Here is a 15,302-nt window from a genome sequence, read left to right on the forward strand (position 1 = left end):
CTGGAACTGCTTCGGAAGCGCCTGTCTGCTGTTTGAGACCGAATGATAAAAGGAGGAAAAGATCGATGGGAACGCTACAGTCCCCAGAACCCGAATTGGGGCCAAACGGGGCTCGCACTGCAGCGGAGAGTCAGAAAATGGCCAATAGGGCGCTTTGGCGCAATGTTGCTTATCGCAGAATTTTGTGCGGCTACGGCATCTCTGTATTCGGTGATTGCTTCAACGGCATTGCCATCAGTCTGTGGGTGTTGCAGACCACGGGAAGTGCCAAGAGCATGGCAGCTGTGCAGGTATGTAATATGGTCGTCAGTTTTCTGTTCGGATCATTCGCGGGTACGTTTGCCGACAGGCTGGATCGCAGAAAACTGATGCTGTCGTCGGATTTGTTTCGTGGAGCCATGGCGTTTATCATCGCAGTGAGTCTATTTGTGCTGCACGCTCCTTTTCCACTCGTGCTGCTCATGCTTTCCCTTTCGATGTTCTCCAGCCTGTTTCAGGCGCCTGCATTTCATGCTTCGGTAACCAGTCTGGTGGGGAGGGAGCATCTGCAGCAAGCTACAGGAACCATTCATCTGGTCGATAATATTGCCCGTATCAGCGGACTGGCCGCAGCGGGGATTGCAGTTTCTGCATTTGGAGGGTTTACGGCCATCGTGATTACGGGTGTGACCTTTTTATTGTCTGCGATATGTGTGATGTTGGCCGGGCGTTTCCCGGATGTACAACGTTCTTCCATACATAGAGGATCGTTCGTCAAGGAGTGGGGTGGCTCGTTCTCCTACATCTTTACACATCCCCTGATTCGCTCCATCGTCATTCTTAATCCGCTGCTGATTCTCTTCTTCATGTCAGCCATCATGCTTGTTCAGGTCATGGCCGTCAAAGTATGGCAGGCGAATCCTGTCCAGTTCGGACTGATCGAGACGTGTATTCCTCTGGGGTATATGCTGGGTTCCGGGATTCTGATTGCCTCCGGCAACCGGTTGAAACGAAGAGGACGATGGGTGTTTATCGGTTTACTGGTCCTTGGTCCACTGTATATGCTGTTATCCAAGGTATCCTCTCCATTGCTGGCCTTGCCACTGATTATTGCCGGGGGAGCCATGTTTGCGTGCTGTACGATGTTAACCCAGATCATGATGCGTGCCGAGGTTCCTGATGAGCTGCAGGGAAGAATCTACGGTGTGCTCGGTACCATAACAAGTACAGCCCCGATCCTGGGATTAACGGTGATTTCGGTTCTGGCTGATCAATGGGGTGCCCAAGCGGTGCTGGAGAGCCTGGGCGCGTTGCTGTTGGTGGTAGGGGTGATCGCTTCAGCAGGATTAAAATCCATTCGGACCTATCGATAGCTAGCATGCCATGTCAAAGGTAAGACAAGCCTAATCGAAGAACCCGGAGCAGGCGCTTATCGCGTCTGACTCCGGGTTGTTGATAGGACGGTGGAGGAATGACTATTGCCAGTCCACTGTAACGGTTGCCGTTCCGCTGGTTGGCGTGGTGAAGGTATGGTTATTGCCATTTTCCCACGTGATAGTAGAGCCGTTCTTTTTGAAAAACTTGAATTCCAGTTTTGTTCCAGCAGGTACGCTGACATCATAGTACCAGGTTGGATAGGAGTAGATCACCTGATTGAACGCTGGACCAATGGCGAGAGGACCTGTGGACCAGTTGCCCAGCTCCGCGACACTACCTGACAGATAGAGATTCTGACCAAGCGTGGTGGATGCATTGTTGATCACAAAACGAACGGAAACCTGATTGCCACTAAGAATCGTGAAATTGTTATAGGTGTTACTGTTGACTCCGCTGGCTGCGACTTTAACTGCATAGTTGCCGGCAGCAACAGCAGGGATGGTCACTTTGATCTGAGTATCTTCCCATGATGTAATGGCTGAACCGGTCACAGCTGTTGTACCGAAATAGACCGTGCCTTTGGTAGTACCGAATCCGCGACCATCAATAGTAACGGTGTTACCGGCTTTACCCATGGTAGGACCTACGTGCCCGATGGTTGGCGTTGTGGTATTGGCTGTATACTGCCAGACCGCTGTGGCTCCTGCTGCAAGTGTAAAGGTGGATACATTTCCTCCTGTAGAGGTAATATTATTACCGTTTAGCGCACCTGCAAGTACATCGTTGTATGTTCCAGAAGGGAGCGATGTAGTAAGCCCGCTGATGGAAGTGGAATTCGAGAGATTGCGGTTAACCGCTACGACAGCCACGTTGTTGCCGAATTTACGTTCATACACATACACATCATTGTTAATCCAGCGCTGCTGGGTAGTTCCGTAAGCGATAGCTGGATTGGTTTTGCGTAATGGTGCCAGTTTGCTGATGACGTTAAAAGCGGTTGTTGTTTTGGAGAATGAAGGCATTTTCGCCCGGTTATTAGGATCTCCGTTACCCGTCAAATATTGTTCCGTACCGTAATAGATAGCTGGCACGCCGCGCGAAGTAAGTGTAAATGCAAGAGCTTGTTCCAGGCGACGGTTGTTGACGGCACTTGTTTTGAATCTGTCCATGTCGTGGTTATCAATGAAGGTAACCTGATCATTCACCTGGGCATAATCAGCCGCAGTACTGGTGATCATGGCATCCAGGGCAACCATCGAGGATGTGTTGTCCCGGAACACGTTACGTACTTCATTGTTGAAACGGAAGTCGAGCAGACTCATGCCGGATTGGTTGGCGAAGTTGGTGTTGTCGGCGTCTGAAGCCGAGGAACCCAAGAACCATTCACCAAACGTAAACACCGGTTTGTAGCCGTAGATGGAGGACATCCAGTTCTTTTGCCATCCCATCGGCATATGCTTGACCGCATCCACCCGGATTCCGTCAATGCCCATATCCAGCCAGAGCTTGATCGCATCTTTGAAATAGGTGTCAATCGTGCTGTTGTTGTGATTCAGGTCAGCGAGATCATAGAGGTTTTTGTAGATACCGTTCTCCAGTGTGGAGAAGTCAGAGCCGCCATTGTGATGGAAGTATTTGTTCGTATCATTGGTGTAGCCACCAAGCAGTGTGCCGTTATTGTACAACTTTCCATTCTCTGCGAATGAGGTATCGGTTTCCATGGCAGGAGAGGTATGGTTGGGAGCAAAATCAATGATCACTTTAATGCCCTTGGCATGTGCCGTATTGATCAGGTTCTGGAAATCGGTCATCGTACCGAAAGCAGGATTGGTCTTCTTGAAGTCACGTGCCCAATAGCCGTGATAAGCCGTATTGTTGACACCGGAATAATTAATCAGCGAGTAAATGTTCTCCACAGGCTGGGAAATCCAGAGTGCCGTAATGCCGAGATCGGTAAAATAATTGTCGTTGATCTTGTTAATTAGTCCTTGCCAGTCGCCCCCGCAATAGAGCTTCAGGTTGGAACAGGAGGCGTCATAGGCCCCTCCGGTAGGGTTGTTGGAGGGATTGCCGTCCAGAAAGCGATCGGTAAATACTTGATAAATAACATCGGTGCTAAAGTTCTGCTTGTTGGTTACAGCCGTATCCGCATCAGCGAATACGGAGGCCGCCGGGAATATTGGCAGTGCACTTCCGGCCAGCAAGCTGAAGCTCAGCGTGGTACTGAGGATGATTCGCTTGGTCCATTTGAACATGGTAATCCACCCTTCGTTTATTATATAAATTGAACTAAAGAATATTTACACTTACCACTCCGATGACAGAACAACCTTCCGATCGCTGTTATCCCCAGATTTTTTTTGATTCCCTTTTTCAAAGGGGAAAATCCGGGGATAAAGGCGAACGTTGCACTTCTTCAGGTTATTTCTGTCCTCTCCGTTCTCGTGTAAATGTTTAGTTCAACTTATATAGATGTGTGTTCTCTTCCCTAATTAGAAAAGCGCTTTCAATTCAGCCATTGGCAGGTTATTCTTAAACAATATCCCCTCCTTGTGAATGCCAACAACCCCGGCACCTCCTGATGGAGTTACCGGGGTTGTCCTAAACCGATTGGGTTTAAAAGCATGGCCCTCTAGTTATAATCACAACGTTATGATAATTAAATAATGGTTTGGTTGTCAATAACTTTTTCCTGAGCATTTATTTTCTATTTCTATATTTACAATCAGGCTTAACAGATTTAAACTATTCGCAGACCCACCAATATAAGGGCTATGCATTTTAGAACATTTCGGTGTTTTAAAACAACCCCGTCTCTTCAGAGACGGGGTTGTTTGTCGATGTAGCCGAAGGAAGAACAGGGCAGGCATAACCGGAAAAAACCAGTGTGTACAAGGGGAATCTATAGGAGAGGCGGTTGATGGCTCAGTGAACACTCATTCTGTCATCGAATGCGTGGAAGGTTTCAAGGCATCCAGGCTGGACAACACGAGAAAGATTTTTGTCTATTTGCCACCAGATTATAAGGAGCATGTGGATCATCGTTATCCGGTGTTATACATGCATGCGGGTCAGAGAGCCTTCGGCTCTTCGACTGCGGGAAATGAAACGTGGCACGTAGATCAGGCAGCAGACCAACTGATCGCTCAAGGCTTGATGGATGGGCTGATCATTGTCGGAATTGCCCATGTTCGTCCAGTTACACACAATGAATTCTATCATTTCATTGCGCCTGCAAGAGAAGTGGTGAGTGTGGGCTGCTCCGGCCTGGATTATGAACACTTTATCATTCATGAACTGAAACCGTTCATTGACGAGCATTACCGCACACTTCCGGACAAGGACAATACGGGACTGCTTGGTTCTTCCGCAGCGGCACTCAGCACCTTTCATATGGGAACACGTCATCCCGAAATTTTTGGCAAATTAATCATGCTCTCTCCCTTCTTCGTGGACGTACAGCTGGACGAAGCGTCGGACAGCAGGCTTCTGGAAGAGGACATGTATCTCATGCCTGAGAGCAGTGCTCCGATTCAAATGTGGATGGATATTGGGGACGCCGAAGGATTGTTTCTGCCTTCCCAGGTAAGGAAAATAGCTCATCAGATGCTTGAACTGGGGTATAAACCTGGCAAGGACATCGCATTTCTGGAACAGCCGGATGCAGGTCATCAGGAAGCGGATTGGGGAGAGCGGGTTCACCTTCCGCTACTATACATGTTTGGCCGAATCGGTAATCCGGTCTCTCTTGAGCTTAAAGGAAGGGACGTTATTGGTTTGAAGGGCGGAATGACCAGTCACATCAATGCGCTGCTTCATCATGATAGTGGGTTCACCATGAGTGTGCTTGAAGGGGAATATAGGTCCGGTCAACCCGATGTTCTTGAGGTACGACCCAATGGGGAACTGGTTCCTGTCAAGACGGGTAATGCAGTGGTTACCCTGACGGTGGGAACGTTGTCGGCATCACGCATGTATACGGTTGTGGAAGAATTATCGGGTCACGTGACAGTCTGCATGAGTGCGGAGGTACCGTATCAGGACATGTATGATGACTCGATCTACGGAGGCATGGGCATGAAGCTTCTGCACACAGGCGGCGGCCGTTATGAGGGCTGCTTCGAGGTTCCGCGTGACAGCGGATTTCGGTTCAGGTTCACGCGAGGTTTCCGGCAGTTTGAGACCGATGCAGATGGCAAGGCACTGCCCAATCGGGTGTTTCGTGCGCGTGATAACCTGTCTCTTCATTACAAAATCCAGTCTTGGGGCAGCACAGCTGCCAAGGCCGGGAACAGGAGGTAGCCATGATTAGTCAACCATTTCAACCACCGATGGATATTCCGTATTATTATCCCTGCAATTTTCCTTTGATTCATGAAATCCTTCAGCGTCAGGGCTCATTAAGCAGTCTCGGATTGCTGGCTTCCAGCCGCTTGTATAGTCTGCCTTCCTGTTCGGATCGTGGCCTGATCAAGCCTTATTTTCATAAGCTGGATTATGGGGAGCCGATGTGGGAAGTGTTTGGAGAACGGGAATTTGACAGCTTTGAACAAGGAAAGGCATATATGCGGGAGCGCCTTGAACATGAGGACCTTTTGATCGTCACAGGCACAAGTTATTGTTTGCCTTACGGGGAGGATTATCGAAATCCGGAATATATTCACAAGCTCGTTAAACAAGGCTCGCGCCTGCATCTGGTCGATCATTGGCTGGCTGTGTACGGGATGGATGAGGAGCAGTTCTATATCTATGATCCTGTTCCCTCCAAATACATGGGAGCTGTATCGGCTGCTGATTTCCAGGAGTTCTGGAAAGGAAATAAAAATATCTCTGAGCTGGAAATAGCCCGGCGAAAAGAAACATTACGGACCTATGGCACGATGGAGATCCGTGCGGTGGAAACACTCGACTCTGCAGGCTACCGGAACATGCTGCGTTCTGCGCTGGCGACCCAAGCCCATGAATTCATCACGGGCAGAACCGTCTGGCAGGGCAATCGAAGCTATTATTTTGGACAGGCTGTCACATCACAATTGTTACAAAGATTGCACCCGGATGCCGAGGTGGATCGGGAGCAGGAGAAAGCCATCTCCGCGTTCCTGTTTGACATGCGCTGGAGCCGCTACTTTTTCCGCGATTTGCTGGAAGAGGCCGCCAAATGGCTTGATTCTCCCCATGATCTATATGCTGCGGAATTCGGTGCATTGATAGCTCGCTGGGAACAGGCGCACAAGCTGCTGCAGATCGCCAGAATGAAACGAAGCCCCGAATGGCGGGAGCAGTTAACGGATATTATCGAACAATTGGCGGCGGACGAATTGCGCTGGTACGAAGCCCTGATGACGACACATCAGCATGCTGATCGATTCAGACAGACCTCATCGACTGCAGAGAACCCCGCGCCTTCACAACGGGAAGTTATTGAGCGGATTGTGTTGGATAGCTGCGATGAGATTAACCGGTACCATAACGCGTCCATTCCTCTGGAGCGTGGTTTGCAGGCGCCCCTATATGGAAGTCGGGGGAGACTGGACTCTCTTGAACTTGTCACTTTACTTGCGGTTGTAGAGCAAGGGGTAGAAGATACGTTTGGTGTAGGGATAACTCTTGCGGAAATAGCCGCTGCTTCCATGCCCGAAAGTCCATACCGAACGGTGGAATCGCTGGTTGAATATTTGGAGGCGCAATTAAAATATTGCTCGAAGGATGATGAGGGTTGAATATCACTTTTCTTCTGGAACGGTTCGCTGGGTATGATTATCGCCCTGCGTTGATATGGAAGGACGAGCAATATAGTTATAGCTGGTTATTGGATCAGGTGAAGACCCTTAGTCAGTGGATTTCCAGAGAAGGGCTTGAAGGGGCAATCGTTGTGCTTGAAGAGGATTATTCTCCTTATGCGGCAGCGGCATTAATCGCTCTTCTGGAACGGAATTGTATTGTGGTTCCGCTGGATCGACACTTGGTTGAGGCTAAACGGAATGAATATACATCGCTCGCTCAGGCAGAATGGTGCATGAGTGTTGCAGAAGGGGAAGCTATAGCCAGACGCTGCTCCGTGCAAGTTAGTCGATCTCCGATATTGGCAAGGCTCGGTCAGGAAAAGAAAGCAGGTCTGGTGATCTTCTCCTCCGGATCGACAGGACGAAGCAAAGCTGCTGTTCACAGCGCGGATCGTCTGCTGAACGGGTTCAGGCGGCAAGTTCGGCCACTTTGTACCATTCCTTTCATGATGTTTGACCATATTGGCGGCTTAAACACGATGCTGCAATCTCTGTCCAGCGGCGGCTGTTTATGTATCATATCGGATCGCTCACCCGTCGAAGTATGCAGAACCATTGAAAAGTATCGCGTTCAGGCGCTGCCGGTCTCACCAACGTTCATGAATCTAATGCTCCTTAGTGAAATCTATCGGGAATTCGACCTATCCAGTCTCGGAGTGGTCTCCTATGGGTCAGAGGTTATGCCAGAGGCGCTGCTTGCAGCATGGAATCGACAGTTCCCGCATGTACGCACGGTGCAAGCTTATGGCATGTCTGAGCTTGGCATTCTGCCGACACGTTCCAAAGACTCGGGTTCATTGCTATTTACGGTGCGTGACGAAGAAGTCCGTTATCGGATTGTAGACGGGTTGCTTGAGATCCAGAGTGAGACGGCCATGATCGGGTATCTGAACGCTCCATCTCCTTTCACGGAAGATGGTTGGCTTCAGACCGGGGATGAAGCGGAGATGGAGGATGGTTACATTCGCATTTTGGGTCGCCGCTCGGAGATCATTAATGTAGGCGGACGTAAGGTTTATCCTGCGGAAGTGGAGAACGTTCTGGAGCAAATGGGTTCCATTGAAACGGCTGTCATCAGCGGGGAGCCGAGTGGAATTACGGGGCAGATGGTTAAGGCCACGGTCAGACTTACAGGTGAGCAGTCTCTTACAGAACTGCGCAGACAAATCTGGGATTTTTGCCAGGACAAGCTGCCACCATACAAAATCCCGCAAAAGATCGTCGTTACTCATGAAACCTTAACAAGCCCAAGAATGAAGAAAATAAGAAATCCCGGTCCAAGCTTCTCCGTTCGGGTTGAGGTTGCGGCAAGCATGGAGGACTATTCGGAAGGGACGTAAGAATGAATGGACGTATAAATGTAAGTGACTCATGAATGACACTGCAGGATGGGAAATAGTGAGTTGTAATTGGAGAGGGGAACCGTTGGATGCATTACGCATCAACGGTTCCCCTTTTGTTGAACAGATTCGAAGTGATTCGTACGAGAGATAACCTTTTACACAATTTAATGTTAGATATCCTTATACGACGTATTAAGAGTCTCATCGGAAGAAGGATTTAGAATGAAGCAAGATGTTATGCTTTCACGTGTGATTTCACATCCAGCTGCAGCAGGGAGAAACCGTACGCTTCCAAGTCCAGCTTCAGCTTGTTCTGCTGAGTTTCCCGGGCTGTGGCTGAGAATACATTACGCCAAGTCCCCTGGTGTAGTGGTAACTCTATACTGCGTGGCTCTTCGCTTGCATTCAGGACGAGCACGAATTGTTCCCCGGTCTCCTGATCCTTGCGTCCAATAGCAATGCATGGATCTCCGGCTTCAGCGTAAATCATCGTGATATCCGCACCGCGCAATGCAGCGTGTTGTTTACGCAGGGCAATGGCTTGGGTAAAGAAGTCGAGCAGATCCTTGTTCTGCTTCTGTTCGTCCCACTCCATACATTTGCGGCAACCTGGATCATAACCTCCATCAAGCCCTACTTCATCACCATAGTAAATACAAGGAGCACCTGGGTACGTAAGCAGCAGCATGACAGCCAGCTTCATTTTGCGTACATCCCCTTCACATAGGGTGAGGAGTCGCGGCGTGTCATGACTGCCAAGCAGGTTGAAAGCTGCCTCGGTTACAGGCTGGGAATAAGCAGCAAGCAGTTTGCCAATCTCGTTGGCGAACTCGAGACCGTCGAGCTTGCCGAGCACGGCATAATCCATAACGGAATTGGTGAATGGGTAGTTCATAACCGCATCAAACTGGTCTCCTTGCAACCACATGATGGAATCATGCCAGATTTCGCCGAGCAGATAGGCATCCGGATTAAGGGTTTTGACCGTTTGCCGGAATTCACGCCAGAATTGATGGTCTACCTCATTGGCAACATCCAGCCTCCAACCGTCGATGCCCATATCCTGAATCCAGTAGCGAGCCACCTCCAGCAAATATTCTTTGACCTTGGGATGCTCCGTGTTCAGTTTGGGCATAAGGGGTTCGAAGGCAAAGGTTTCGTATGTGGGAATGCCATCCTCAATACGCGCCGGCCACTCTCTGACATGGAACCAGTCCGCATAACGGGAAGCGGCCCCTTTCTCAAGCACATCCACGAATGGAAGAAACTCTCTCCCGGAGTGATTAAACACCGCATCCAGAACAACCCGTATGCCACGTTCATGGCACGCATCCACCAGTTCCTTCAATTTCTCGTTGGTGCCAAAGTGGGGATCGACCCTCAAATAGTCTGCGGTATTGTACTTATGGTTGGTTGTAGCCTGGAACACAGGGCAGAAATAAATGGCGTTAATGCCAAGCGCACTCAGATGGTCGAGATGGTCCAGAACGCCTTGCAGGTCACCCCCGAAAAAATTGAAAGGTGTCGGTTCACCGCCCCAGGGCTCTGCGTTCTTCGGACTGATCGAAGGATCACCATTGGCAAAACGTTCAGGGAAAATCTGATAGAACACCGCATCCTTAACCCAAGCTGGCGGTTCGAAGATATCTACCGGGTTCATAAATGGAAAATCGAAAAATTCCAGCGGATGATCGGGCAGGGCCTGCTCAAATCCGCGTTCGGTCATCCAGACGGATTCCTCGCCCTCAATCAGCTGGAAGCCGTAGCGCAATCTGCGGTAGGGTGGTTGCGCTTCCACTTCCCAATAATCGAACAGGGCATCACGGGCAAAGATCCGCATAGGAAGATGGAGGATCGTACGCTCCCAGGCATATTTATCCCCGACAATTGCGATAACGGCATCCAGATCGCCGCGTTTGGAACGGAGTCTCAGGTGCATGGTCGAACGGTCGTATACGTAGGACCAATTCATTTTGGGACGATGATAAATAGCTTCAAGTAACATGACATTCACTCCTTGGTTGGGATGGATCATACGGCTATAAACGCAAAAAAGGCACAACCCCAATGTTTACGAGGTTGTACCTTTCGGCAGCATAGCCTTTTGATTATAGTGCTATTATACGAACTAATTTGGAAAAAGAAAACACTTTTTTTTCCTGAATTCTCAATTTGTTTATTTTGGAACGAATGGTGTGTCCCGCTTCATGTGTGAGGGTAGAATGATTCAAAATCAACACACACTTTGGGGGTCTATTTACTAAAATTCATACCCAAGTTTATTGGCATAGGCAGACAGTTCTTTGTGATATTTTTCGATGCTTTTCTTGCCTGCATCAATTTTGGCGTTGCCTTGTTTCAGGACTGCACTGTTTACCGTTGTTTTGGAGACAGCTTTTTTAGCGAGTTGGAATCCTTCCAATTGTGTATAGCTTCCTTTGATCAAAGTGGCATGGATTTTTTGTAGTTCCGCATTTTGCGGCTTGATCAGTTTCAGCTTGGATACATACTTGGTGTAGTTTGGAATGGCTGTGTTGGTCAATTTCAGGAAAACGGACTTGCGATTGGAAGACGTAATATATGAGCTGCCAGCCATAGCATCGAAGGCTTTCTCCTCATATACCGCTGCGCTATCCAGTTGATCCAGGTAGTTCAGGAAATCCTCTTCCTCGACTGTAAGTTCCGGCTCTTCTTCTGTTGTGTCAACTTCGGAGTAGGCGTCCTCCGAATATGTAGTGGTTGAGTCATCTGCAGCAGCGGCATACGACCCTGCAGTTGTGAATACCCCGCCGAGCAAAACAAAACTCATAATGATTGATAGTACCCATGATTTCTTCACGTTCTAATTTCCCCTATCTATATATGTGATATTATTCCAATGGATAATCTAACATAGCACGACAAGAAATTACAGGAATCGATTGACAGACATGGAATCTATAATTTGTTTTGAATTAACAAAAAGGGAAGAATAGGAGTTCAGACAGCAGTGCCATATTTTCTAATGAATGATTAATGTAGTTAGATGAATAAAAATAGAATTCGTAAGGTCCCTACTTGAATCAATCGAGAGCGGGATCTTTTTTTAATTAAATCTGCCCAAAATGGACGTACAGAGAGCGGTCAGATGATATAATCGAGTGAAGGTTATGGTCTCACCAGAATAGTTCCGAAAAGGTTTTCGGTGAGAAGTATATTTTTGTTTGTAACCGCAATCATAAAACACACAGAAAGTGAGAGCTGAGATGAATCAGAAAAGGCTTTTTACAGATGGATGGCAGTTTGCGAAAAGTAAGCTGGAGGTTACGGAGCCTGCGGGGTTAACGTTTGAACCGGTGGAGCTTCCTCATGATTGGCTGATCTATAATACGCTTGAACTGTATGAGGACAGCATTGGTTGGTACCGCAAGATATTCCCGTATACGAAGGATGAGCAGCAGCTTCTGCTTTGTTTTGACGGCGTGTACATGGATTCTTCCGTATATGTGAACGGGCAGCTTGTGGGGGAATGGAAGTATGGATACTCTGCTTTCGAACACGAGATCACGAGTGCATTGGTGGAGGGCGGCAACGAAATTATAGTCAAAGTTGTGCATCAGAGCCCCAACAGCAGATGGTATTCCGGGGCCGGAATTTACCGCAATGTATGGCTCAAAACGAGAGATCGTAATCACATCGTCACAGACGGTACCTATATATCCATTCAGCAGCAGCCAGAAGGTTGGCAGGTTGAAGTGGATACGGAGCTGAATCTCGACCAGAACGCACAGCTTGTGCATACAATTTGGTATCAGGGTAAGCAGATCATAACCAGCAAAGCTGACGTTATGACTACAGCGGGTAAAGACGCTGGACAAGGAGAGATACAATCCAACAGCCAACTGCTGAAAGTGGATCAACCGAACTTATGGAGTCCGGATGAACCGAATCTATATGAGCTGGTAACGGAGCTGCAAGTGGCTACAGGTGTGCAGGGGTATGAGACGATTGAGACCGTCACACAGCGTATTGGCTTCAGGGATATCAAGCTGGATGCAAGCGAAGGCTTCCATCTGAATGGGGTCAAAATGAAGCTGAACGGCGTGTGTGAACACCATGATCTTGGGGCGCTTGGGGCTGCTTTTAACCTGACGGCGCTGCGTAGAAGATTCGGGTTGTTGAAGGAAATGGGCGTCAACGCCATTCGAACAGCTCATAACATGCCTGCCAAAGAGTTCATGGAGCTTGCGGATGAGATGGGCATGCTGATTGTTTCAGAAGCGTTCGATATGTGGGAGAGAGCCAAAACTCCTTACGACTATGCAAGATTTTTCCCGGAATGGGCACATACCGATGTGAAGAGCTGGGTGAAGCGGGATCGTAACCATGCCAGTCTGATCATGTGGAGTATTGGTAACGAAATTTATGATACCCACGCGGATGAACGGGGACAGGAAGTCACTCGCATGCTGATGGAATATGTACTTGAATTCGATCCAAAAGGGAATGCAGGTGTGACCATCGGTTCGAATTACATGCCGTGGGAAAACGCGCAAAAATGCGCTGATATCGTGAAGCTCGCAGGTTATAACTACGCGGAAAAATACTACGACAAGCATCACGAGGAACATCCGGATTGGATTATCTACGGTAGTGAAACGTCGTCTGTAGTGCAGAGCCGTGGGATCTATCACTTCCCGTTTGAGCAATCCATTCTGGCAGACGATGATGAGCAGTGCTCGGCTTTGGGTAACAGTACAACAAGCTGGGGCGCGAAGTCGGCAGAATACTGCATTTTGGCAGAACGGGATACCCCGTATTCATTGGGGCAGTTCTTGTGGACCGGATTCGATTATATTGGAGAGCCGACACCATATCATACGAAGAATTCATATTTTGGACAGCTGGATACAGCAACGTTCCCGAAAGATTCCTACTATATATACCAAGCAGCCTGGACGGATTACAAGAAAAGTCCGATGGTTCACCTGTTCCCATACTGGGATTTCAGCCCTGGTCAGCTGATCGATGTACGCGTGTGCAGTAATGCGCCGAAGATTGAATTACAGCTGAATGGCAAGACGATCGGGACGTATGATATCGACCATGCGAAGGGAACCCAGTTGGCAGGTTGGTGGAAAGTGCCATATGAAGAGGGTGAGCTCAAAGCGATCGCGTATGATGAGAACGGTAACGTTATTGCATCGGATGTACAAAGATCCTTCACAGACGCGAAGAAGGTTCGTCTGCAAGCCGATCGGGAGCAATTGCAAGCGGATGGTACAGATCTGATTTTCGTGGAAATTCAAGTGGAAGATGAAGCAGGCAATCCCGTGCAAAATGCAAACAACCGTGTGCAGGTCCAAGTGACAGGTGCAGGCCGTCTGCTGGGTCTGGATAATGGCGATAGCACGGACTATGATCCATACAAAGGACTGAGCAGAAGATTGTTCAGCGGTAAGCTGATGGCGATCATTGGAGCAACGAACGAGTCGGGAACCGTGCGGATCAAGGTGACTTCGGAAGGATTGGAAGGTGCAGTCGCCGAGTTCGAATCACGAGCTGCTGAAAGCGATGGAGATCATACCTTCGGTGATTCCGGCGTCGCTGCAATTCAGGAACAAACCGTATTCATGAGTAATACGGAACGTCCGGTGTTGACGGGACGCGCGCAGGAGATTCCTTTGCGGAAAATCGAGATCATCAGTGAAGGTGGACAGCTCTTCGATCCATCGAAACAGGAGATGACGGTGAGCGCCAAGCTGTATCCGGAGAACACATCCTATCGGGATATTGAGTGGGCAGTGGTGAACGATGCGGGTATCGAATCCAACATTGCCAAGGTCGAAGTGATTCATACGGAAGAAGGTGTGGATGGAGAAAGTCAACACCAAGTGAGGGTCATGGCGCTGGGCGATGGAGAATTCAGACTTCGCGCGACAAGCAGCAACGGTACGGATAAAACAAAACTGATCTCCCAACTGGAGTTCAAAGCAACGGGTCTGGGCACGGCTTACAAAGATCCATACGGTTTCATTACAGGCGGACTGTACGATTACACGAAAGGGGATGTCGGCAACGGCAATGAACGCGGGGTAGCGACAAGCCGAGATGGGGAGACACATGTGGGCTTCCGCAATATCGACTTCGGGCCGTACGGCTCCGATACCATTACGATTCCAATCTTTGCGTTGTCCAGTGAAGAGTACTTCATTCAGATCTGGGAAGGCATGCCGGATGAAGAGGGAAGCACACTGCTGGCAGATGTGGTGTATGACAAAGAATCCAGATGGAATGTGTATCAGGAAGAGATGTATCAGCTGTCCAAGCGGTTGAGCGGGATTACGTCGATCTGTTTTGTACTGAAACAGAAGATTCATATCAAAGGCTTCTCGTTCGAGCGCCAAAGCCGCGCATTCGAGCAGAATACGGCTGCATCCTGTGATCATCTCTATGGAGATACATTCAAGATCGAGGGCGATCATGTTGAAGGGATCGGAAACAATGTGTCGCTGGAGTTTGAAAACATGGACTTCACGGAAGAAGGCACGTCCAAGCTTGTGATCTATGGCCGTTCCCCGATTGATAAAAACACGATTCATATCCGCTTTGCAGGTGAGGACGGACAGAGCAATCAACTGGTCGAATTCACACAGTCCGAAGGATATGAGGAGCGGGTGTTTGAGCTTGAGCAGGTAAAAGGTGTGCAAAAGGTGACCTTTATCTTCCTGCCGGGTAGTCAGTTTGACTTTGGCTGGTTCCGGTTCGAGAAGTAGGAAGCAGGATATAGCAGTTCAGGGACAGAGATGATTTATATCAATCCTCTTCAAGTAAACGGTGT

8 protein-coding genes are annotated in these 15,302 nt (G+C 48.8%); 5 read left to right on the top strand and 3 right to left on the bottom strand.

Annotation, left to right across the window (positions count from 1 at the left end; translation table 11 throughout):
* The first annotated feature begins 65 nt into the window (after positions 1–65).
* On the top strand, positions 66–1,352 hold the full coding sequence (locus tag P5G61_RS26740; RefSeq protein WP_301249266.1) for an MFS transporter: 1,287 nt from the start codon (positions 66–68) through the stop codon (positions 1,350–1,352).
* A 102-nt stretch (positions 1,353–1,454) separates the two neighbouring features.
* Here P5G61_RS26740 and P5G61_RS26745 read toward each other — a convergent pair whose 3' ends face one another.
* Positions 1,455–3,611, bottom strand: coding sequence for an alpha-amylase family glycosyl hydrolase (locus P5G61_RS26745; protein ID WP_301249267.1), 2,157 nt, complete (start codon positions 3,609–3,611; stop codon positions 1,455–1,457).
* Between the two features lie 673 nt (positions 3,612–4,284).
* Here P5G61_RS26745 and P5G61_RS26750 point away from each other — a divergent pair.
* Genes P5G61_RS26750 through P5G61_RS26760 form a run of 3 tightly spaced genes read left to right on the top strand, consistent with a single transcriptional unit; the run spans position 4,285 to position 8,479 of the window.
* Positions 4,285–5,658, top strand: coding sequence for an alpha/beta hydrolase (locus P5G61_RS26750; protein ID WP_301249268.1), 1,374 nt, complete (start codon positions 4,285–4,287; stop codon positions 5,656–5,658).
* A 2-nt stretch (positions 5,659–5,660) separates the two neighbouring features.
* A complete protein-coding gene (locus P5G61_RS26755; protein ID WP_301249269.1) occupies positions 5,661–7,076 on the top strand; it encodes a hypothetical protein in 1,416 nt (471 codons plus the stop codon).
* Positions 7,073–8,479: an ANL family adenylate-forming protein gene (locus P5G61_RS26760; RefSeq protein ID WP_301249271.1), complete on the top strand. Its 1,407-nt coding sequence runs from the start codon at positions 7,073–7,075 to the stop codon at positions 8,477–8,479. The genes P5G61_RS26755 and P5G61_RS26760 overlap by 4 nt, the downstream gene beginning before the upstream one ends.
* Positions 8,480–8,717: 238 nt before the next feature.
* Here the strand turns inward: P5G61_RS26760 and P5G61_RS26765 are convergent, their stop codons facing one another.
* Positions 8,718–10,487: an alpha-glycosidase gene (locus P5G61_RS26765; RefSeq protein WP_301249272.1), complete on the bottom strand. Its 1,770-nt coding sequence runs from the start codon at positions 10,485–10,487 to the stop codon at positions 8,718–8,720.
* Between the two features lie 255 nt (positions 10,488–10,742).
* Positions 10,743–11,321 (bottom strand): hypothetical protein, encoded by a 579-nt coding sequence (locus tag P5G61_RS26770; RefSeq protein WP_285077610.1) that lies wholly within the window; start codon positions 11,319–11,321, stop codon positions 10,743–10,745.
* 406 nt (positions 11,322–11,727) lie between these two features.
* On the opposite strand from P5G61_RS26770, the gene P5G61_RS26775 reads away from it, so the two are divergent.
* Complete coding sequence (locus P5G61_RS26775) at positions 11,728–15,237, top strand: glycoside hydrolase family 2 TIM barrel-domain containing protein (RefSeq protein WP_301249273.1); 3,510 nt, start codon at positions 11,728–11,730, stop codon at positions 15,235–15,237.
* Positions 15,238–15,302 lie beyond the last annotated feature (65 nt).

This window comes from Paenibacillus vandeheii (genome assembly GCF_030433635.1).
GTDB classification, from domain to species: Bacteria; Bacillota; Bacilli; order Paenibacillales; family Paenibacillaceae; genus Paenibacillus; species Paenibacillus vandeheii.